This window comes from Pseudomonas sp. KH_046_1, assembly GCF_057839025.1.
This window is the reverse complement of record NZ_CM174481.1, coordinates 3,927,472-3,947,002: the sequence shown is the minus strand read 5'-3', so window position 1 is coordinate 3,947,002 and position 19,531 is coordinate 3,927,472. Positions and strand designations below refer to the sequence as shown.

The 19,531-nt window shown below is 60.8% G+C and carries 18 protein-coding genes; 8 read left to right on the top strand and 10 right to left on the bottom strand.

Annotation, left to right across the window (positions count from 1 at the left end):
- Nucleotides 1-43: 43 nt before the first annotated feature.
- A complete protein-coding gene (locus AC3IT9_RS18120) occupies nucleotides 44-604 on the bottom strand; it encodes an RrF2 family transcriptional regulator (RefSeq protein ID WP_489270596.1) in 561 nt (186 codons plus the stop codon).
- A gap of 311 nt (nucleotides 605-915) precedes the next feature.
- On the opposite strand from AC3IT9_RS18120, the gene AC3IT9_RS18115 reads away from it, so the two are divergent.
- From AC3IT9_RS18115 to AC3IT9_RS18100, 4 genes are all read left to right on the top strand, one after another.
- Nucleotides 916-2,118 (top strand): NAD(P)/FAD-dependent oxidoreductase, encoded by a 1,203-nt coding sequence (locus AC3IT9_RS18115; RefSeq protein WP_489270594.1) that lies wholly within the window; start codon nucleotides 916-918, stop codon nucleotides 2,116-2,118.
- Nucleotides 2,119-2,255: 137 nt separating this feature from the next.
- Complete coding sequence (locus AC3IT9_RS18110) at nucleotides 2,256-3,545, top strand: NAD(P)/FAD-dependent oxidoreductase (RefSeq protein ID WP_489270593.1); 1,290 nt, start codon at nucleotides 2,256-2,258, stop codon at nucleotides 3,543-3,545.
- A gap of 25 nt (nucleotides 3,546-3,570) precedes the next feature.
- Nucleotides 3,571-4,125 carry a helix-turn-helix domain-containing protein gene (locus AC3IT9_RS18105; protein ID WP_007976194.1) on the top strand — a complete coding sequence of 185 codons (555 nt, stop codon included), beginning with the start codon at nucleotides 3,571-3,573 and terminating at the stop codon, nucleotides 4,123-4,125.
- Nucleotides 4,126-4,145: 20 nt separating this feature from the next.
- The gene (locus tag AC3IT9_RS18100) at nucleotides 4,146-5,492 is read left to right on the top strand and encodes a glutamine synthetase family protein (RefSeq protein ID WP_423505645.1); all 1,347 of its coding nucleotides are present in this window, start codon (nucleotides 4,146-4,148) and stop codon (nucleotides 5,490-5,492) included.
- Between the two features lie 183 nt (nucleotides 5,493-5,675).
- On the opposite strand, the gene AC3IT9_RS18095 is transcribed toward AC3IT9_RS18100, so the two are convergent.
- The 5 genes from AC3IT9_RS18095 to AC3IT9_RS18075 all read right to left on the bottom strand — a co-directional run bounded on the left by AC3IT9_RS18095 (nucleotide 5,676) and on the right by AC3IT9_RS18075 (nucleotide 9,737).
- Nucleotides 5,676-7,040, bottom strand: a complete 1,365-nt coding sequence (locus AC3IT9_RS18095; RefSeq protein WP_489270592.1) for a purine-cytosine permease family protein — start codon at nucleotides 7,038-7,040, stop codon at nucleotides 5,676-5,678.
- 5 nt (nucleotides 7,041-7,045) lie between these two features.
- Nucleotides 7,046-7,723 carry a cysteine hydrolase family protein gene (locus AC3IT9_RS18090; protein ID WP_489270591.1) on the bottom strand — a complete coding sequence of 226 codons (678 nt, stop codon included), beginning with the start codon at nucleotides 7,721-7,723 and terminating at the stop codon, nucleotides 7,046-7,048.
- 91 nt (nucleotides 7,724-7,814) lie between these two features.
- Nucleotides 7,815-7,964, bottom strand: coding sequence for a hypothetical protein (locus AC3IT9_RS18085; protein ID WP_477753882.1), 150 nt, complete (start codon nucleotides 7,962-7,964; stop codon nucleotides 7,815-7,817).
- Nucleotides 7,965-8,075: 111 nt separating this feature from the next.
- Nucleotides 8,076-9,119, bottom strand: coding sequence for an LLM class flavin-dependent oxidoreductase (locus AC3IT9_RS18080; RefSeq protein ID WP_489270590.1), 1,044 nt, complete (start codon nucleotides 9,117-9,119; stop codon nucleotides 8,076-8,078).
- A 132-nt stretch (nucleotides 9,120-9,251) separates the two neighbouring features.
- Nucleotides 9,252-9,737, bottom strand: a complete 486-nt coding sequence (locus AC3IT9_RS18075; RefSeq protein ID WP_489270588.1) for a flavin reductase family protein — start codon at nucleotides 9,735-9,737, stop codon at nucleotides 9,252-9,254.
- Between the two features lie 323 nt (nucleotides 9,738-10,060).
- On the opposite strand from AC3IT9_RS18075, the gene AC3IT9_RS18070 reads away from it, so the two are divergent.
- Nucleotides 10,061-11,467 (top strand): purine-cytosine permease family protein, encoded by a 1,407-nt coding sequence (locus AC3IT9_RS18070; protein ID WP_489270587.1) that lies wholly within the window; start codon nucleotides 10,061-10,063, stop codon nucleotides 11,465-11,467.
- A 71-nt stretch (nucleotides 11,468-11,538) separates the two neighbouring features.
- Here AC3IT9_RS18070 and AC3IT9_RS18065 read toward each other — a convergent pair whose 3' ends face one another.
- The gene (locus AC3IT9_RS18065; protein WP_489270586.1) at nucleotides 11,539-12,159 is read right to left on the bottom strand and encodes a glutathione S-transferase family protein; all 621 of its coding nucleotides are present in this window, start codon (nucleotides 12,157-12,159) and stop codon (nucleotides 11,539-11,541) included.
- Between the two features lie 355 nt (nucleotides 12,160-12,514).
- On the opposite strand from AC3IT9_RS18065, the gene AC3IT9_RS18060 reads away from it, so the two are divergent.
- Complete coding sequence (locus tag AC3IT9_RS18060; protein WP_489270585.1) at nucleotides 12,515-13,840, top strand: OprD family porin; 1,326 nt, start codon at nucleotides 12,515-12,517, stop codon at nucleotides 13,838-13,840.
- Between the two features lie 249 nt (nucleotides 13,841-14,089).
- On the opposite strand, the gene AC3IT9_RS18055 is transcribed toward AC3IT9_RS18060, so the two are convergent.
- Complete coding sequence (locus AC3IT9_RS18055; protein ID WP_489270583.1) at nucleotides 14,090-15,682, bottom strand: PQQ-binding-like beta-propeller repeat protein; 1,593 nt, start codon at nucleotides 15,680-15,682, stop codon at nucleotides 14,090-14,092.
- 225 nt (nucleotides 15,683-15,907) lie between these two features.
- On the opposite strand from AC3IT9_RS18055, the gene AC3IT9_RS18050 reads away from it, so the two are divergent.
- The gene (locus AC3IT9_RS18050; protein ID WP_489270582.1) at nucleotides 15,908-17,008 is read left to right on the top strand and encodes a polyamine ABC transporter substrate-binding protein; all 1,101 of its coding nucleotides are present in this window, start codon (nucleotides 15,908-15,910) and stop codon (nucleotides 17,006-17,008) included.
- A 166-nt stretch (nucleotides 17,009-17,174) separates the two neighbouring features.
- Here the strand turns inward: AC3IT9_RS18050 and AC3IT9_RS18045 are convergent, their stop codons facing one another.
- On the bottom strand, nucleotides 17,175-17,963 hold the full coding sequence (locus AC3IT9_RS18045) for an AraC family transcriptional regulator (protein ID WP_489270581.1): 789 nt from the start codon (nucleotides 17,961-17,963) through the stop codon (nucleotides 17,175-17,177).
- Between the two features lie 85 nt (nucleotides 17,964-18,048).
- Between AC3IT9_RS18045 and AC3IT9_RS18040 the strand changes: the two genes are divergently transcribed.
- Nucleotides 18,049-19,047, top strand: a complete 999-nt coding sequence (locus AC3IT9_RS18040; protein WP_489270579.1) for a bile acid:sodium symporter family protein — start codon at nucleotides 18,049-18,051, stop codon at nucleotides 19,045-19,047.
- 25 nt (nucleotides 19,048-19,072) lie between these two features.
- Here the strand turns inward: AC3IT9_RS18040 and AC3IT9_RS18035 are convergent, their stop codons facing one another.
- Nucleotides 19,073-19,378, bottom strand: coding sequence for a hypothetical protein (locus AC3IT9_RS18035; protein WP_489270578.1), 306 nt, complete (start codon nucleotides 19,376-19,378; stop codon nucleotides 19,073-19,075).
- Nucleotides 19,379-19,531: the final 153 nt, after the last annotated feature.

Sequence of the window (19,531 nt, the reverse complement as noted above, 5' to 3'; positions counted from 1 at the left end):
AAAACCGGATGCCTGGCGCGCATCCGGTTTTTTTTTGTGTGGATCAGTCCGAAAGGTTGGTCGTCGGGATGATTTGCTCGCTGGTCTGGGCGGCGCTTTTACGTTCCCGACGCTCATTCATCCAGCTTTCAACTTTGACGCCAAATTCTGGCGGGGCCTTGCGCCCGAATTTCCTGGCGATGTCGAGGATGGTTTGTTGGGCAAGTGCCTCTTCCATGCGTTTTTGCGCAACCATCATCGCGCCATTGATCGCGCACAGTCCGTCCAATGCCCACTCAGGTGGGGTGCCGTCAAACACTGCGCAACGGCCACGGATCTCCCGACAATCGAAAATCGACTTGCGGCCATCGATGGCGTTGACGATATCCAGCAAGGTGATTTCGTCAGCGGGCCGGGCCAGCTTGAAGCCACCGCGCATGCCTTCGGTGGCGACCACCAGATTGGCCTTGGCCAACTTGGTGAAGATTTTCGCCAGGTAGTCCTGGGGGACACCTTGCAGATCGGCAAGGTCGCGAACGCTCGCTTCGCGCGAGTCGCCACCGTTACCCACCAGAAAAAGCAGGCAGTGGATGCCGTATTCGACACCCGCGCTGTAAAGAGACATGCAAATCTCCGACTGAATTAGTCGCAAATTCTAGCAGCCGAAAGCAAGCAAGGCAACGAATCCCTCCTCACTCAATCTTTTTTTCATGACAGTGAACGCTCCTGTGGTGCGCTGAATACGGGGTGTTCAGGTCATGGATCAGGGTTTTCGATGGTCACACTCGGTAAAAACCTGTTGCAGGATTTAACTAGGATCAATACAGTCGTAGTTGTTCGATCGCAGTGGCAGACGCTTATCCGGGTACAACCTGGCGGCAGTCCGTAACGCCCTCAAAGATTTTCAACACTTGGTTATTCCCCCAGGAGTCAAAAATGAAGCAGCACATTCTGGTAATCGGCGCAGGTTTCGGTGGCATGTGGACCGCTTTGAGTGCCACGCGCCTGTTCGACATTCACGGCCACAACGACGTTGAAGTGACCGTGCTGGCTCCTCAGGCCGAGCTGCGTGTGCGTCCGCGCTTCTACGAGCCGAACGCCCACCAGTTGGCCGCGCCGATTGGCGACCTGTTTGATGCCGTAGGGGTCAAGTTCGTCAAGGGCGCGGTGCAGACCATCGACGTCGGGCAAAAACAGGTCGGCTATGTCGATGCCGCAGGTGCCCGACAAGTCTGCAGCTACGACAAACTCGTTCTGGCCACCGGCAGCCGCCTGGCTTCGCCGAACACGCCGGGCGTGGCCGAACATGCCTTCGACGTCGATCAGATCGAACAGGCCGTGCGTCTGGAAAACCACCTCAAGGCGCTGGCCAGCCAGCCCGAAAGCAAGGCGCGCGACACGGTTGTGGTGGCCGGTGGCGGTTTCACCGGGATCGAAACGGCGACTGAAATGCCGAGCCGCCTGCGGGCCATCCTCGGCGACCGTGCCGACATCAATGTGATCATCGTCGACCGTGGCGACAAGATTGGCGGCTCGATGGGTGAGGAAATCGCCGAATCGATCGTCGAGGCCAGCCTGGCAACCGGCGTGGAATGGCACTTGAAAGCCTCGGTTGTGTCAGTCGATGCCAACGGCGTGACCCTGTCCGACGGTACTCGTATCGATGCCAACACCGTGGTCTGGACCACCGGCGTTCGCGCCAGCTCCCTGACCGAGCAGATTCCGGCCGAACGCGATCACCTGGGGCGTCTGCATGTCGACGCGCACCTGAAAGTCATTGGCCAGGACGACATCTTCGCCACCGGCGACGTCGCCTACGCGGCCAGTGACGAGATCGGCAACCACGCCTTGATGACCTGCCAGCACGCCATTGTCCTGGGGCGCCACGCCGGCAATAACGTGGCGGCACAGATCCTCGGTGTGGACCCGACGCCGTACAGCCAGCCGAAATACGTGACCTGCCTGGACTTGGGGGCCTGGGGCGCGGTGTACACCGAGGGTTGGGATCGTCAGGTCAAGTTGGTCAAGGAGGAGGCCAAGTCGCTGAAAACCCAGATCAACACCCAATGGATCTACCCGCCAGCGGCGAACCGCGACACCGCGTGGGCCGCAGCGGATCCGTTGATCCCGATTGCCTGATTCGTTCGCTGACGCGTCTGATTAAACCTCCCGCCCAAGTCCGCTTGGGCGGGATTTTTTTTGCGTGCCATTTGCCTGTATGAAATTTACCGTGTATTTTTTCATGAAATTAAAAATACAAAATTTCACGAGGCCGTATGTTTCAGCAATCCACCCGGCATGTCGCCAGTTACTACGCCCATACCTGCGCCGATCGTCTGGTCGATCGAGCCGCACTGGAAGGTGAGCAAGACACCGAAGTGCTGATCATCGGGGCCGGTTTCAGTGGATTGCACACAGCTTTGCGCCTGGCGCTGGCCGGCAAGCGCGTGACCTTGCTCGAAGCCAGCCGGGTGGCCTGGGCCGCGTCCGGGCGTAATGGCGGGCAGGCGATTCTCGGCTGGTCGTGCGACATGCCACCGCTGGAAGCGGCGCTGGGTTACGAACGGGCACGGCGACTGTGGGACGGCATGCGCTGGGCCGCGCGCGAGTTGCGTGACTTGCCCGGCCGCCATGAGTTCGATTGCGACTACCGCGCCGGCCATCTCTGGACCTCGGTGATGCCCCGTCGGGTAGGCCTGCTGACCGAATGGCAACACGAGGCCAGCCACAAGTGGGGCCACGACAAACTGCAATTTATCGAGCGCAGCGATTTGCCGCAGTGGGTTGCCAGCGAGCGCTATCAGGCCGGCCTGTTCGATCCCGAAGGCGGGCATTTGAACCCGCTGAAACTGGCCCTCGGCCTTGCGGACGCGATCGAGCGTGCCGGTGGCCGCATCCATGAGCTAAGCAAGGCGCTGAGCTATGGCGAGGAGGGCGACGGGTTTGTGGTGACCACCGAGCGCGGTCGTATTCGCGCCGATGTGCTGGTGCTGGCGTGCAACGCTTACCTCGATCGGCTCGACCCGCAACTGGCCAGTTGCGTGTTGCCGGTCGGCACGTATCAGGTCGCGACCGCGCCGCTCACCGAGGAGCAAGCCACCGCGCTGCTGCCGAGCAACGTGTGCGTGACCGACAACCAGTTCGTACTCGATTATTTCCGCCGCACCCCGGATAACCGCCTGTTGTTCGGCGGCGGTTGCACTTACCTGGGCGGCATGCCCAAGGACATCGCCGCCGCGACCCGGCCGTTCCTGGAGCGCGTGTTCCCGCAACTCACCGGCGTCGATCTGGAGTTCGCCTGGGGCGGCCACATCGACCTGACCCTCAAGCGCACGCCGGATATCGGCCGCCGTGGCGATCTGTACTGGATGCAGGGGTATTCCGGGCATGGCGTACTGCCGACACTGGCCGCGGCCCGGGCGGTGTCCGACGCGGTACTCGGTCAGCCCGACGAACTGTCCCTGTACCAGGGCCTGAACAACAGCCGTTTTCCCGGCGGCAAATACCTGGCCGCGCCGCTGGAAGCCATCGGCAAGGCCTGGTATCGACTGCGCGACAGCATTTGAAGCGACACTTTCTGGAAGCCTCTAGATGGACATGCAAGAAGAAATCTCGGCGCTGGCGATCCTGATCCAGGACCTGCGCAAACACAAAAAGTACACCCTGAAGGAACTGGCGGACAAAATCGGTCGCTCCGTGGGTTTTCTGTCCCAGGTCGAGCGGGGCCTGTCGCGCCCGACGGTGGCGGATTTGACCGCCATCAGCGAAACCCTCGGCGTGCCAACCACCTATTTCTACAGCCTGCCCAAACCCATGGCCCTGTCCTGGGTCACCCGCCCGGATGAGCGGCGCACGCTGTACTACGCCGACGGCATCACCGACATCCTCGTCTCGCCAAAAATGCGCGCGTCCTTTTCGATGCTCGAAAGCCAGCTCGAACCCGGCGCCAGCAGCGGTGACCGACACATGAAGGACAGCTCCGAGCAGGGCGGTTACGTCCTGGAAGGGCAGTTGACCCTGTGGCTCGACGACAACGAACCGGTGACCCTGCATCCCGGAGACAGCTTTCAACTGGCCAGCCATGCGCACTGCCGCTACGGCAACCTGTCCGACCAACTGACCCGTGTGCTTTGGGTTTACACCTGATAACAACAAGGAACAAAACGATGGATGCTGTGTGCTCTGAACTGCTGGCCGAGGTTCGCAACTTCCGCCACACCAACCCCGAAGTGCGTTACGTCGACCTGATCTCCCTGGACATTCCGGGGCATTTCTACGGCAAGCGCTACCCGATCGAGATGCTGGAAAAAGTCGCTGCCGGCAGTGCACTGAAGCTGCCGCAGAACTGCGTGCTGCTCGGCACCCAGGGCGGACTGTTCAAGATCGGTGATTACTGCTTCAACGATGGTGACCCGGATGCGCTGCGCCGTTTGGTGCCCGGCACCTTGAAGTTGGTGAGCTGGGAAAAACAGCCCTTGGGCCAGATGCTGATCACCTCCGACGGCACGGAAAAACCCATCGAATTCGAACCTCGTGAAGTGCTGGCGCAGGTGCTGGACCGACTCAAGCGCAAGGGCATTTTCCCGGTGGTGGCCTTCGAGCTGGAGTTCTACCTGTTCGACAGCCGCTTGAAGGACGGCTTGCCGCAGTTCCCCCGTGATGAGTTGACCGGCGATGCCGATGATCAGCCGAACATGCACATCGAGCGCTTGTCGCGCTTCGCCCCAGTGCTCGATGAAATGGTCGAGACGGCGCGAGCGCAGGGCGTCGATGCCACGGTGATCACCGCCGAACTCGGCCCGGGCCAGTTCGAAATCAACTTCGGCCATTGCGATGACGGCCTGCGCGCCGCCGACTGGGCGGCCCTGTTCTGCCGCAGCACCCGGGGCGTGGCGCTCAAGCACAACTACCGCGCCAGCTTCATGGCCAAACCTTACTTGCAGCACCCCGGCAGCGGCATGCATGTGCATGTCAGCCTGTATGACCAGGCCGGCAACAACCTGCTGGCGGCGAACGGCCAGCGGGCGCTGCGCCATGCGGTGGCCGGTTGCCTGGATGTGCTGCCGCACTGCATGCCGATCTTTGCCCCGAACCACAACGCCATGCGCCGCTTGAGCGGCACGGTGAACGTTGCGTCCCGCGCCAGTTGGGGCTTCGAGGATCGCGATGCCTGCTTGCGTATTCCAGAGTCGGACATCAAGAACCTGCGCATCGAACATCGCCTGGCGGGCGCCGATGCCAACCCTTATTTGGCGTTGGCGGCGATTCTGGTAGGGCTGGAGCAAGGCCTGGAGGGGGAGCGCGAGCCGATTGCACCGCTCAACGAAGACCGCGGCAGTGGCATCGATTTTCCGCTGGAAATGCTCGAAGCGGTGCAGTCCATGCAAAATCATGCATCGTTGCGCGAAGGCTTGGGGGCGGAGTTCGTGGACGTCTACTGCGAAAACAAGCGTCAGGATCATCTGGCATTTCTGCATGACATCAGCGCGCGGGAGTATCGCTGGTTCCTCTAGTCTCCCTTAAAAAACATGTGGATATTGAAGGGCTTAGAAGGATTAGTAACTAGGTAGTGAATAAAAATATCTTGTTACAGGCCGAAATATTCCGTAATATCCGCGCCGCGTTCACCACCACGGTTTATGCATTTTTAAATCCCAGGCGTCCATCAGCTGCCTGGGATTTTTTTTGCCTGAAATTTAGTCGGCCGCTGACTCCATCATCGGCGCTCGCTTGCCGAGCCTCATCAGCCAGTAATAACTCAACGCCGGCACCAGCAACCCGACGATCCACGCCAGATCCACCCCATCCAGCGCCGTAGCCACCGGGCCGACGTACAGCGTGGTGTTCATGAACGGAATTTCCAGGGCAATCGCCAGCAGGAAACTGCCGCAGGCAATCCGGTTGATGCGCCCGTAGATCCCGTTCAGGTCGAAGATGTCGTCAATCCGGTACTGGCCTTTGCGCAGGCAGTAGTAGTCCACCAGATTGATCGCCGTCCACGGGATCAGGAAGTAGCTCATGAAGAAGATGAAGTTGAGGAAGAAGGTGATGAAGTCGTCCTGACTGATGGTGCACAGGGCCGTGGCCACCAGGCTGATCAGCAGCATAAACACACCGCGCACCCGCGGGGTCACCTTGAGTCGGGCGAAAGGTTCGATCACGGTGATGGTCGACATGAACGCGCCGTACAGGTTGAACACGTTGATCGACACCTGGCCGTAGACGATGAAGGCGAACAGCAGCACCGCGCCAGCGCCGAACAGACCGGCGACATGCCTGCCGACGTTGCTGGAGAAGTCGCCGATGCCGACGCTCAGGATCGCCCCGAGAATCATCATCCACGCGCCACCGCTGACCGTGCCGGCGTAGCTGTACCAGAACACCTGTGCGGTCGGTGTGCTGCTCGGCAAGTAGCGCGAATAGTCGGCGACGTAAGGCGCGTAGGACAGTTGCCAGGTCACGGCGATGCTCACCGCCACCAGGAACTTCGATAACGAGAAGCCGGTTGGCAGCCATTGTTCGGCCGGGATCGGCAACTGCAAGGCGAGCACCGTGGCGGCGGCGAACACCACCAGCGACAGTATCGACAGCAGCTTCTGCAAGCGGTGAATCAATCGATAGCCATAGAGCGCGACGACGAAGCACAACGCGCCAATCAGGTAGATATTGCCGGACATCGGCAGCGGGCTGACGGACTCCAGCGCCTGGGCCGCGAGCAAGGTGTTGCTGACGAAGAAGCCCAGGTAAATCAGCATCACGAACAGCAGTGGCAACACCGCCCCCAACACGCCGAATTGCGCCCGGCTCTGGATCATTTGCGGAATGCCCAGCTTCGGTCCCTGGGCCGAGTGGGAGGCCATGAAAATCGCCCCCAGCAACGAGCCGATGATGATCGCCAGCGCACTCCAGAACAGGTTGAGCCCCATCACCACCGGCAATACGCCGGAGGCGATGGTGGTGATGTTCATGTTGGCGCCGAACCAGATGTAGAACAGCGAGCCCGGCTTGCCGTGACGTTCGGTCTCGGGGATGAAATCGATGCTTCTTTTTTCGACTTGCATGGCGATCACTCCTGAGTCCGGGCGAGACGGGATTGCAGACGGGCGATGGTGCTTTGCAGCTCATGGGGCTGGTGGGCGAACAGGTCCGGCCGCTCGGGGATCAGGCTGATGTAATCGAGTTGTTGCAGGGCGCGCCGGCACTCGGTCGTGGTGAGGATTTCCAGCGAGTAGACCCAGTTGGCCATGATCAGCAGGGCCGAGTAATGCCCGGCCTCGGTGGTCGTGGTGCAGGCATCGCTGACCAGACGCACGCAATAGCCCAGGGCGAAGGCATCGAACACGCTGGTCAGCACGCAGACGTCGGTCAACACGCCACAGACGATCAGCGTGTCGACCTCCATTGCCCTGAGTCGGGCGTCGAGGTCGGTGCGGTGAAAGGCACTGTAACGGCCCTTGTCGATGATCAATTCACCGGGCTGTGGCGTCAGCGACTCGATGATTTCCACTTGCCGGGTGCCGGCGCGGTAACTGCCGGGGCCACCGTCGGCGGCCAGTGGTTCGCCGTGGGGCAGGTCACTGCCGTCGGCCTGATTGATGTGGCGGGTATAGATGACAGGCATCCGCTGACGGCGGACGGTATCGAGCAGGGCGGCGGTATGGGCGACCACCCTGTCGAAGTTTTCCAGGACGAAGCCGTCCTCCTGCTGCATGTCGATGATCAACAGCGCGTTGTTATTGTTCATTGGGCAAACCTGATCAAAGGCGAAACACGATGCACCGTACGCGCCATGCAATGGCGGGACGCGGGGTGCGTGATTGGCTGTTCGGGTGGGCTCAGTGAACTATTTGCCAGAAGCCGTTCTGCTTGGCCGAAACGCTGGCGCGCAGGCGCTTGAAATGCAGGTGCGAAGCGGTCCATTCACCGCGCAGGTAAGCCCGCGCGGCGCCGGAGGGAAGGGCGAGTGGTGGGAGACGACCAGTCATCATTGGAATCGACCCCTGTAGGAGCGAGCTTGCTCGCGAAAAACTTCTGGGCAACGCGGTCATTCAGATGGCGCGCGTTATCGTTGGCGTCCATCGCGAGCGAGCTCGCTCCTACCGGAACGCTGGCACCACGTGCTTGATGAACAGCTCCAGGGATTTTTTCTTCTCCGCATGGGGCAGGCTGTTATCGCACCAGAAGCTGAATTCGTCGACCCCCAGTTCCTGGTAGTACTTGATGCGCGGAATGATTTCTTCCGGGGTGCCGATCATGGCGGTCTTGTGCAGGCTTTCCAGTTCGAACTCAGGGCGACCGGCGAATTTCTCTTCCGGGCTCGGCGCGAGGAAGCCGTTGACCGGGGTGGTTTTGTTGCCGAACCAGGCATCGAAGGTGCGGTAGAACTTCGAGATCGCCTTGGCCCCGACTTCCCAACCCTGCGGATCGTCGGCGGTGTGCACGTGGGTGTGACGCAGCACCATCAGTTGCGGGCGCGGCACGCCCGGGTTGTTATCCAGCGCGGCCTGGAATTTGTTCTTCAGGTCGAGGACTTCCTCGTCGCCTTTCATCAGCGGCGTGACCATGACGTTGCAGCCGTTGGCCACGGCGAAGTTGTGCGAGTCCGGGTCGCGGGCGGCGATCCACATCGGCGGGTTCGGTTGCTGGATCGGCTTGGGCACGCTGGTGGACGTCGGGAATTTCCAGATGTCGCCGTCATGGGCGTAGTCGCCGTTCCACAATGCCCGCACCACCGGCACCATTTCCCGCAACGCCTGGCCGCCGGAGGACGCCGGCATGCCGCCGGCCATGCGGTCGAACTCGATCTGGTAGGCACCACGGGCCAGGCCGACTTCCATGCGTCCGTTGCTGATCACGTCGAGTAACGCGCATTCACCGGCCACCCGCAGCGGATGCCAGAACGGCGCGATGATGGTGCCGGCGCCGAGGTGGATGGTGGTGGTCTTGCCCGCCAGATAAGCCAGCAGCGGCATCGGGCTTGGCGAGATGGTGTACTCCATGGAGTGGTGTTCGCCGATCCACACGGTGCTGAAACCACCGGCTTCGGCCATCAGGGTCAGTTCGGTCAGTTCTTCGAACAACTGACGGTGGCTGACGCTTTCGTCCCAACGTTCCATGTGTACGAACAGGGAAAACTTCATGACGCTTACCTCGGATCTATTGTTGTCGGCCGGTCGATCGCGGGCCTGTTGTTAGTTGGTATACCATAATACGAAACCTGTGCAAATGTTTCTCTCTGGTCAGTGAGCAACCTGTGGGAGCAATACCGGAGATCAGGCCAGAACGGGCAGGGCGCCCATCTTGCCGTGGCAGTACACCAGTGGCCCGCTGTTCTGCTGTGGCACGATCAGGTTTTTCACCGCGCCGACCATGATGGCGTGGTCACCGCCTTCATATTCGCGCCACAGTTCACATTCGATGACCGCCGTGGCGTTGGCCAGAATCGGGTTGCCCAGCTCGCTCAGCGTCCACTCGATCCCCTGGGCCTTGTCCTTGCCCTTGCGCGCGAAGGCATAGGCTTCGTTTTGCTGGCCGCCGGACAGCACGTGGATGGCAAAACGTTTGTTCTTGATCAGGACCGGGTAGGAATCGGAGCTGTAGTTGGGGCAGAACAGCACCAGGGCCGGGTCCATCGACAGCGAGCTGAAGGCGCTGGCGGTCAGGCCGACGATTTGCCCGTCGTCATCCAGGGTGGTGATCACGGTCACTCCGGACGGGAACGAACCCATGACTTGTTTGTAGATGGCGGCATCGATCATTGGACGGTCCTCGGGTGGTGTGACGCGTTTTTATGTATTTGTAGGTCTGATGGTATACCGTAATACATCTATTGCAAGGTCTTTTTAGGTGAACCGATAAACGTACAAATTCCGTCGGAAACCCAATGATTGCGGGGCTTTCAGCTAGCCAGCGCTGACGTGAATCAGGCAGGATGCCGGCTCAGATGCTTGTTCAAAGACCAGATCAGTCTTGTTTAAAGTTTGGAATACCATAATATGGTTTGCATCTGAGGGGCGGCCAGAGAGTCCCCCCGGTTTGGCTTCATACAAAGATAAGAACAGACAAACTCGAGTTCATGCACATGTCCCAGATGTCCCGGCAAGATCCGTTGATCGAGAACCATACGGTCGACTACGTTCCACTCGCAGAGCGCCACGGGAAGGCCCGCGATCTTTTCACCCTGTGGTTCAGCACCAACATTGCGCCACTGCCCATCGTCACCGGCGCCATGGTGGTCCAGGTGTTCCACCTCAATCTGTTCTGGGGCCTGCTGGCGATTGCCCTCGGGCACATGGTCGGCGGCGTGGTGATTGCGCTGGCGTCGGCCCAGGGGCCGTGCATGGGCATCCCGCAGATGGTGCAGAGCCGTGGTCAGTTTGGCCGCTATGGCGCGCTGCTGATCGTGTTCTTCGCGGCGTTGATCTACGTCGGTTTCTTCATTTCCAACATCGTGCTGGCGGGCAAATCGATTGTCGGCATTGCGCCGTCGGTTCCGGTGCCGGCCAGCATTCTCATCGGCGCCCTCAGCGCCACCGCCATCGGCGTGATTGGCTACCGCTTCATCCATACCCTCAACCGCATCGGCACCTGGGTGATGGGCAGCGCCTTGCTCGCCGGTTTCCTCTACATCTTCGCCCATGACTTGCCGGCGGACTTCTTCACTCGCGGAGCGTTCAACCTGTCCGGCTGGCTGGCCACGGTCTCGCTGGGCATCATCTGGCAAATCAGCTTCTCGCCGTATGTGTCGGACTACTCGCGCTACTTGCCGGTGGACATCGGCATTACTCGACCATTCTTCGCCACCTACCTGGGGGCGACCCTGGGCACGATCCTGTCGTTCACTTTTGGCGCCGTAGCGGTCCTGGCGACCCCGGAAGGCACCGAGGCGATGGCGGCGGTCAAGCAGTCCACCGGTTGGCTGGGGCCGATCCTGATGGTGTTGTTCCTGCTCAACATCATCAGCCACAACGCCTTGAATCTGTATGGCGCGGTGCTGTCGATCATCACCTCGATCCAGACCTTCGCCAGCCAATGGACGCCGAGCATCAAGGTGCGCGTGGTGTTGTCGAGCATCGTGCTGGCGGGTTGCTGTGTGGTGGCGCTGGGCGCTTCGGCGAACTTCATTTCGCAGTTCATCGGCCTGATTCTGGCGCTGTTGCTGGTGCTGGTGCCGTGGGCCTCGATCAACCTGATCGACTTTTACCTGATCAAGCGCCGTCGCTATGACATCGCCTCGATATTCCAGGCTGACGGCGGCATCTATGGGCGCTTCAACCTGCACGCGATCATCGCCTACTTCATCGGCATCATCGTGCAGTTGCCGTTCGCCAATACGTCGCTGTATGTCGGGCCCTACGCCAATCTGGTAGACGGCGCGGACCTGTCATGGCTGGTGGGGCTGGTGGTGACATGTCCGTTGTATTACTGCCTCGCTACGCGCAGCCAGGCGCAGGAAAGCCGTTCTGTGAAGTTCGGCTATACCGACTGAGGCAAAAGGGTTTGGTGTTCGTCTGAAAAATGCCCGGCCCGTCGCCGGGCATTTTTGTTTTCGGCAACCGCTCAGGAATGCTTGAACGCATTCAGACCGCGTTGTACCGCCGGCCTGGCTTCGACCGTGTCGAACCAGCGCGAAAGTTGCGCAAGTTCCTTCCAGTCCAGTCGATCACGGAACGCTGTGGCAATGGTGAACGCCGAAATGTCGGCCATGGAGAACTGCTCGCCAGCCATGAACTCGGCAGTCAGAAAACTTTCCGCGTAGGTCAGTTGCTCGATCACCCGCAGATCGATGATCGCCGCCGCCTTGTCCTGCCCCGCCTGGTGCAGAAAAAATGCGGCATGGCTGGGAGCGATGACATCGGTCACGAAAAAGAAATAGCGGTCAATCACCCGGATACGCTCCGGTCCCGGCTGCGCCGGTGCCAGCCGTCCAGGCGCCTTGGAATCGGCGTACTGGATGATGGCGTTGGACTGGTTGATGATCAGCGCCGGCGTTTTCCCGAAATCGATCAGGGTCGGGACTTTCCCGGCCGGGTTAAGCGCCAGGAAGGCCGGCCCACGATGCTCCTGTGCATACAGGTCGAGCCTGCGTGCCGTGTAAGCAATGCCGGCCTCTTCAAGAGCAATCGCTGCCCGCAGACTGTTGCCGGTATTAGCGCCGTAGAGCTGTAGCTGATCGTTCATGGGTCATTGCTCTTGTAGGGACACACAAGCAGCTACCGAACACTGCCGATGATGTCAGTATGATGAAAATCCGCCGCACGATATGCAAAAACAGTGATCGTCCATACCCCTGTGCGACAAGCCTTGTCCCTCAACGAAAACTACTTTCAGCGCGTTTGATAATAGCCTCTCGAAATGTTTTAAGAGTTTCACAAGCCAACCAGTCAACCCTCACCTCGAACGTCCGATGACTCATGTCACTCATCGAGCGCGCCTGTTTTCGCGCCCGTGTTGAGCGCTGTTGCGTGGGCGGCAATCGGGTCCTGTCTGGCGGTGAAACCTTCAAATAACGATAAGAAACACCCAGGAGCACCCTATGTTCAAACGAGCGATTCCCACCGCAGTCCTGCTGGCCACCAGTTCGGTGTGCGCCCAGGCTGCCGATACCGCAGGCCATGGATTTCTGGAAGACAGCAAGGCCAGCCTCTCGATGCGCACCCTGTACTTCAACAGTGACAATCGCGATGGCAGCGCGGCCCCTTCGAAAACCGAAGAGGCGGCCCAGGGGTTCGTGTTGCGCTATGAGTCCGGGTTTACGCAGGGCGCGCTGGGGTTCGGGCTCGATGCCCAGGCATTGCTCGGCATCACGCTGGACAGCGGAGCGGGGCGCCACGTCGGCAGCGGTATGATTCCCACTGACGGCGACGGCGCGGCCGCCGCCTGGAGCAGCTTCGGCCCTACGGCGAAAATGCGCCTGGCCAGGACTGAACTTCGCTACGGCACCTTGCTGCCGAAATTGCCGATCCTTCTGGCGAACGATGCGCGTGTGTTGCCGCAATCGTTTACCGGCGCGCAGGTCACCTCGAACGACATCGATGGCCTGACGTTGACCGGCGGTGTGCTGGAGCACGCGGTAGGGCGCGCCTCGACGGACCGCACAGGCCTGTCGGTCGCCGGCAGCACGCAGGACAGCAACAAGTTCTACTACGCCGGCGGTGACTACAACCTCACCAGGAACCTGAAGACCCAGTATTACTTCGCGCAGCTGGAAGACTTCTACAACCAGAACTTCCTCGGCCTGACGCACATTTTGCCCATCGACAGCGCAAGCTCACTGACCACCGACCTGCGCTACTTCCGCACCACGTCGAGCGGTGCCAACAGCTCTGCTTCCGGCCGCGCGCAAGGTTATCGGGTGTCGGGCTACACCGACGACAACGACGGTGAAATCGACAACAGCACCTGGGCTGCGATGGTCACCTACACCCACAGTGGGCACGCGGTGTCGGTGGGGCATCAACGGGTGGGCGATGGCAGCAACTTCGTCCAGCCCAACCAGGGCAGCCTGGTGGACAAGGGGGCGGGCGGCGGCAGTGTCTACCTGCCCACCGACAAGATGATCCAGAACTTTGCCCGGGCCGGCGAACAGACCAATTTCGGGCAATACACCTACGACTTCGCGCCCTTGGGCGTGCCGGGCCTGAAAGCCTCGATCGTGTATCTGAAGGGCACGGACATCAAGGCGCAAAACGCCAGTGACCAGTCCGAGTGGGAGCGCGACATGACCCTGGACTACGTGTTGCAGTCGGGCACGTTCAAGGGGGTGGGTTTCACACTGCGTAACGCCAAGTCCAATACCGATGCCGGGCGCAACGTGGATCAGAACCGGGTCATCATCAATTACACCTTGTCGTTGTTGTAATCACACACATCCCCTGTGGGAGCGGGCTTGCTCGCGAAGGCGGAGTGTCAGGCGACATCGATGTCGAATGTGCCGGCCTCTTCGCGAGCAGGCTCGCTCCCACAATGATTTGGGTGGTTCGCTGATTTTGCGTTCAATCACTGAAACCTGTGGGAGCGGGCTTGCTCGCGAAGGCGGTATGTCTGGTCACATCGATGTTGAATGTGCCGGCCTCTTCGCGAGCAAGCCCGCTCCCACAAAAAACGATTTTCAGGGTTGGCCTTCGTTTGCACTCACGTGTGTTTGCCCGGTTGTTGCACTAACCCCCTTGTCCCAAAGCGCAACCAACCCACCGAAAGTCCCGACATAGGCCGTGCCATCCGGCGCCAGGGTGATCGGCGACCAGTTGTTGTCGAAGGCCTGGCCGACCCCGCTCAGCGCCTTGAACCGGGTCTGGCCGCTGTCGAAATCCAGCGCCATCAGGTACCAGGCGTTCTCGCCGTCGGGCTGCGGCTCGAAGGTGTAGAAGTACAGCAGGCCGTTGCTCACCGAGAGTTTGGGGACCACCGAAGGCGAACGCTCCTTCGATTCCCAGATCCGGTCGCAGCCCGACTCATCGGTGCGGATGTCGATGCGGCTGATGCCGCCGTGCACGGCCGGCCAGTCCTTCTGCGCGAAGGCGCTGGTGTAGCCGGCGTTGTTCTCGAGGATGATCGAGCGCCCCCAGCCGATGGCCGAGTTGTCGGTGGCCGAGGCATTGTTGTCGAACACCGGCAACTTGCAGATCAGGCGATTGCCGGCGTAATCCTGTTCGCGACGGTAGACCAGCAGGTTGATGCGCCCGTCGCTGTTGTCGGTGATGGTGACGTAGCGCTCGCCGAGCAGGGTCGGGGTCGTGCCGCTGCCCTGATTGATCGCACCGACCTTGCGCCCGGTGCCACGGTCGTAGACTTCGCGCCAGCCTTGCACGGGCTTGCCATCGGCATCGGCGGCGAAGCGGTACATGGCGTGGTCGGACACCAGATAGACGCCATCGGCCGCCACCGACATGCCGTTCTGGATTTCTTCGTTGGCCAATTGGATGCCCTGGACCTTGCCGGTGTCGGGGTTCAGGGTGCCGATGCGGCCGCGTCGGGTGATCCACCAGATCAAGCCCTGGTGATCGGGCATGACCCCGGTGATGGGATCGCATTCACCTTTGGGGAACCAGCTGGTGGGCCGCACGCAATCGTGGGGAACCTTGTCGCTCAGGTCCCAGTTGTCGACCTCCTCGAACGACCACGCACCGGATTGATCCTGACGATGCACGACGCGCTGGATGTGCTGCTCGGCATCGGCGATGACCACACGATTCTGTTCGTCGACATAGAAATAGGCGCCGGAGGTGTCGGCCATGATCTTGTCCGGGTCCAGGGTGATCAGCGCGTGGAAAGTCGACGGACGCGGCGGCAGCGGGTAGCGGGCCAGCAGTTCGAGAGTGCGTGGTTCGAGCAGTTGCAGTTCGAACTGCATCAGGTTGGCGCACAACACCACCAGGCGACCCTGCTGATCGAAGGTATGAATCGGGCACATGCCGCCGGGCTTGCGACTGCCGTCACGGCTGCTCACTTGCATGTCGCCGCCCAATGGACCGGGGCCGGGGTGCGAGTCGGAGCTGTAACCATCGGCATGCATGTAGCTGCTGCCGTTGCTGGCCATGAAGGGGTTGGCGGGTATGGCGCCGCTCAACGGTCGGGCGACAGCGGCGCTGCCGATCAATGCTGTGGCATGTCCGGCGCTGGCCAACGGCTGTGGGTCATAGGGTTCGGAACAGGCACTGAGCAGGCCGAGCAGGGGCAGGGCAAGCAGGAGTGGAGCACGCATCGAAGCCTCGCGATCTTGTTATTGGTGTAATGCGTAATCAGCAGCAAACAGGCTGCGCGGGCATCGGCAGTTTGGACTAACCGGCGATTGATTGCCGTACATCGCTGATCAAAGCGGACAGTTATATTGGCCTTTTCGATCCCCTTTTGGCCTGTCTCGCGCTGTGAACCGGCCACGCCGTCAGCAAGAATCAGAGAACTCACGCCACACTTGGGGAAACGATCCATGGACTCAATGAAACGCATACTGGGCGCCACCGTTTGCGGACTGTCGTTGCTGACCAGCGCGGCGCACGCCGAACAGCGCGAATTGCGGGTGTACAACTGGGCGGACTACATCCTGCCGTCCGTGCCCAAGGATTTCGCCAAGGACACCGGGATCAAGGTGACCTGGGACACCTTCGACACCAACGAGTCCCTGGAAGCCAAGCTGCTGACCGGCAACTCGGGCTACGACCTGGTGGTGCCCTCGAACCAGTTCATCGAAACCCAGATCAAGGCGGGCGTGTTCCAGAAACTCGACAAGTCCAGGTTGCCGAACTGGTCGCACCAGGACCCGGCCTTGCTCAAGTTGCTGGACAAGAACGACCCGGGCAACCAGTACGGCGTGCCCTACATGTACGGCACCGTGCTGATCGGCTTCAACCCGGCCAAGGTCAAGGCGGCGCTGGGCGAGAATGCGCCAGTGGACAGCTGGGACCTGGTGTTCAAGCCCGAGAACATGGAGAAGCTCAAGGCCTGTGGCGTTGCCATGCTCGACTCGCCGTCGGAGATCCTGCCGCTGGCCCTGCATTACCTGGGGCTGGACCCGAACAGCCAGAACCCCGATGACTACGAAAAAGCCAAGGCATTGATGCTCAAGGTTCGCCCTTACGTCACCTACTTCAACTCCGCCAAGTACATGACCGACATCGCCAACGGCGATATCTGCGTGGCCATCGGTTACTCCGGCAGCTTCTATCAATTCGGCAATCGTGCCAAAGAGGCGGGCAACGGCGTGGTCGTCGACTGGCGCCTGCCGAAAGAAGGCGCGCCGATCTGGTTCGACACCTTCGCCATCCCGAAAAGCGCGAAGAACGTCGCCGAGGCCCACGAATTCCTCAACAACCTGCTGGACCCGAAAGTCATCGCGCCGATCAGCGACTTCCTCGGTTACCCGAATGCCAACAAGGACTCGCTGGCGCTGATCAACAAGGACATCACCGGCAACCCGAACCTGACACCGACCAGCGAGGCATTGAAGACGCTGTACGTCGTGCAGCCATTGCCGCAAAAGCTTGAGCGGGTGCGTACCCGGGTCTGGACCAGCATCAAGTCCGATCAGTAACCCCGAGGAATTGAGTGAGATCTCTGTGGGGCACAGATTTTGTGTACACCACATGGCCCTGTGGGAGCGGGCTTGCTCGCGAAGGCGGAGTGTCAGTCAATGCAGGTGTCGACTGATCCAGCGCTTTCGCGAGCAAGCCCGCTCCCACAGTTAGTTCTGTGTGCGGCTAGCGAAAAAACTCCCCCGGTGTTTCGCCGAACTGCTGGCGGAAGGCAGCGATAAACGCCGACGTCGAGTCGTAGCCACAGGCCAACGCGACGTCGGTCACTCGCTCGCCCTGTTCCAGTGGCGTCAGGGCGCCGAGCAGGCGCAAACGCTGGCGCCAGGCGCGAAAGGTCAGGCCGGTGTCGCGCAGGAACAGGCGACTGAGGGTTTTCTCGGTGACGCCGAATTGGTTGCTCCAGTGACTGAGGGTGGTCTGTTGCTCCGGGTGCGACTCCAGGCTTTGGGCGATTTGCCGCAATCGGCTGTCCTGGGGCAGGGGCAGCATCAAATCGATCTGTGGCGCCTCCGCCAATTGATCCAGAATCACCTGGGCCAACCGGCCGTGCGGACCGTCCTGATCGTATTCCACCGGAACCTGACTGAAGGCACGGATCAACTCGCGCAACAAATCGCTGACCCCCAACACATGACAGCCCGGCGGCGCCCACGTCGAAACGCTGCAATCGATGTACAGGCTGCGCATTTCCGTGCGCGGCGAGCTGAACACCCGGTGCGGCATGCCCGCCGGAATCCACACCGCACGCTCCGGCGGGGCGACGAAACGGCCGACGCCGGTCTGTATTTCGAGCACGCCCGCAATCGCATAGGAAAGCTGCACCCACGGGTGGCTGTGGCGCCGGGTCAGGGCGCGATTGGGCAGCGATTCGGTACGGCCATAGAGCGGTCGTGGCAGGCTGGACAGCCCGGGAATATTGCGTCGAACACTCTTGTCATGTCCTTTAGGCGGCATCAGCTGGCTCATCGGCGTTAGTCGGTAATTCCCAGTCACGTTAGAGTCGCTTTCACGTACTGGCAACCCCCGGATGATCAACCCCATGACTCGCCCCCGTCTGTTACCCGACAACTTCACCCTGACCCTGATCGGCGTAGTGACGCTCGCCAGCCTGCTGCCCGCCAGCGGCCAGGTCGCGGTCGGTTTTGGCTGGCTGACCAACATCGCCATCGCGCTGCTGTTTTTCCTGCATGGCGCCAAGCTGTCCCGCGAATCGATCATTGCCGGTGCCGGGCACTGGCGCCTGCATCTACTGGTGTTCAGCCTGACCTTCGTGCTGTTCCCGTTGCTTGGCCTGGCGCTCAAGCCGCTGCTGTCGCCGCTGATCGGCAATGACCTGTACATGGGCATGCTTTACCTCTGCGCGCTGCCCGCCACGGTGCAGTCGGCGATTGCCTTTACTTCGCTGGCACGGGGCAACATCCCGGCGGCGATTTGCAGCGCGGCGGCGTCGAGCCTGTTCGGGATTTTCCTCACGCCGTTGCTGGTGACCCTGTTGCTCAATGTCCACGGCGAAGGCTCTTCGACCCTCGACGCCATCCTCAAGATCAGCGTGCAGTTGCTGCTGCCGTTCATTGCCGGGCAAATCGCGCGGCGCTGGATCGGTAACTGGGTGGTGCGCAACAAGAGCTGGCTGAAGTTCGTCGATCAGGGTTCGATTTTGCTGGTGGTCTACGGCGCGTTCAGCGAGGCGGTGATCGAGGGCCTGTGGCAGCAGATTCCGTTGCTGGATCTGGTCGGGCTGGTGCTGGTCTGCTGCATCGTTCTGGCGCTGGTGCTGGTGGCCGCGACTGTATTGGGCAAGGCCTTTGGCTTCAATCAGGAAGACCGCATCACCATTCTGTTCTGCGGCTCGAAGAAAAGCCTGGCGACCGGCGTGCCGATGGCGCAGGTGCTGTTTGCCGGTAGCACCATTGGCTTGCTGATCTTGCCGCTGATGCTGTTCCACCAGATCCAGCTGATGGTCTGTGCGGTGCTGGCGCAGCGTTATGCCAAGCGGCCTGAGTCGATTTCGGAACTGATGGCCCAGGTCGATCCTTGATGCATCCGGGCGCTGTCGTTTGGAGCTAGAAACTGACCGGATCGTTGAACTGGTCGGAATAGCTGCCGGACATGAGATCGGAGGCGACGCGATCCGAACCCACGCCAACGCGGGATGAGTAGGGCAGCCGGCTGGCGTTGAGGTGGTCCGAGCCATCGGCGGCCAGCTGTTTGGCGCCCATATGGTCAGAGCTGTCGGCAGCAACCTTGCCAGCTCCCATATGATCGCAGTCTTCTTCTGCCACTGCCTGCGCGTCATCCGCCCAGGCTTGGGGCATCAACACCGTCGCTGCGACGACAATGGCAATGCCTGATAAAAAACGATATTTCATGTTCGTCTCCTCGACCCGTCAGCCGTATGGCACGGGTGTCGACTGATTGCATGAAACGGGGAAGTGAGCTGTTTGAGTATAGAACGCCAGGCCTGATGCCTGGCGTCGACGGGATGTATGGCAGGAGGCCGGGGGTCTGTAGGAGCGAGCTTG

Bases quoted from the DNA above. Each gene is read 5' to 3' on its own strand.
- AC3IT9_RS18120 (WP_489270596.1), bottom strand. From the start codon at position 604: ATGTCTCTTTACAGCGCGGGTGTCGAATACGGCATCCACTGCCTGCTT.
- AC3IT9_RS18115 (WP_489270594.1), top strand. From the start codon at position 916: ATGAAGCAGCACATTCTGGTAATCGGCGCAGGTTTCGGTGGCATGTGG.
- AC3IT9_RS18110 (WP_489270593.1), top strand. From the start codon at position 2,256: ATGTTTCAGCAATCCACCCGGCATGTCGCCAGTTACTACGCCCATACC.
- AC3IT9_RS18105 (WP_007976194.1), top strand. From the start codon at position 3,571: ATGGACATGCAAGAAGAAATCTCGGCGCTGGCGATCCTGATCCAGGAC.
- AC3IT9_RS18100 (WP_423505645.1), top strand. From the start codon at position 4,146: ATGGATGCTGTGTGCTCTGAACTGCTGGCCGAGGTTCGCAACTTCCGC.
- AC3IT9_RS18095 (WP_489270592.1), bottom strand. From the start codon at position 7,040: ATGCAAGTCGAAAAAAGAAGCATCGATTTCATCCCCGAGACCGAACGT.
- AC3IT9_RS18090 (WP_489270591.1), bottom strand. From the start codon at position 7,723: ATGAACAATAACAACGCGCTGTTGATCATCGACATGCAGCAGGAGGAC.
- AC3IT9_RS18085 (WP_477753882.1), bottom strand. From the start codon at position 7,964: ATGACTGGTCGTCTCCCACCACTCGCCCTTCCCTCCGGCGCCGCGCGG.
- AC3IT9_RS18080 (WP_489270590.1), bottom strand. From the start codon at position 9,119: ATGAAGTTTTCCCTGTTCGTACACATGGAACGTTGGGACGAAAGCGTC.
- AC3IT9_RS18075 (WP_489270588.1), bottom strand. From the start codon at position 9,737: ATGATCGATGCCGCCATCTACAAACAAGTCATGGGTTCGTTCCCGTCC.
- AC3IT9_RS18070 (WP_489270587.1), top strand. From the start codon at position 10,061: ATGTCCCAGATGTCCCGGCAAGATCCGTTGATCGAGAACCATACGGTC.
- AC3IT9_RS18065 (WP_489270586.1), bottom strand. From the start codon at position 12,159: ATGAACGATCAGCTACAGCTCTACGGCGCTAATACCGGCAACAGTCTG.
- AC3IT9_RS18060 (WP_489270585.1), top strand. From the start codon at position 12,515: ATGTTCAAACGAGCGATTCCCACCGCAGTCCTGCTGGCCACCAGTTCG.
- AC3IT9_RS18055 (WP_489270583.1), bottom strand. From the start codon at position 15,682: ATGCGTGCTCCACTCCTGCTTGCCCTGCCCCTGCTCGGCCTGCTCAGT.
- AC3IT9_RS18050 (WP_489270582.1), top strand. From the start codon at position 15,908: ATGGACTCAATGAAACGCATACTGGGCGCCACCGTTTGCGGACTGTCG.
- AC3IT9_RS18045 (WP_489270581.1), bottom strand. From the start codon at position 17,963: ATGCCGCCTAAAGGACATGACAAGAGTGTTCGACGCAATATTCCCGGG.
- AC3IT9_RS18040 (WP_489270579.1), top strand. From the start codon at position 18,049: ATGACTCGCCCCCGTCTGTTACCCGACAACTTCACCCTGACCCTGATC.
- AC3IT9_RS18035 (WP_489270578.1), bottom strand. From the start codon at position 19,378: ATGAAATATCGTTTTTTATCAGGCATTGCCATTGTCGTCGCAGCGACG.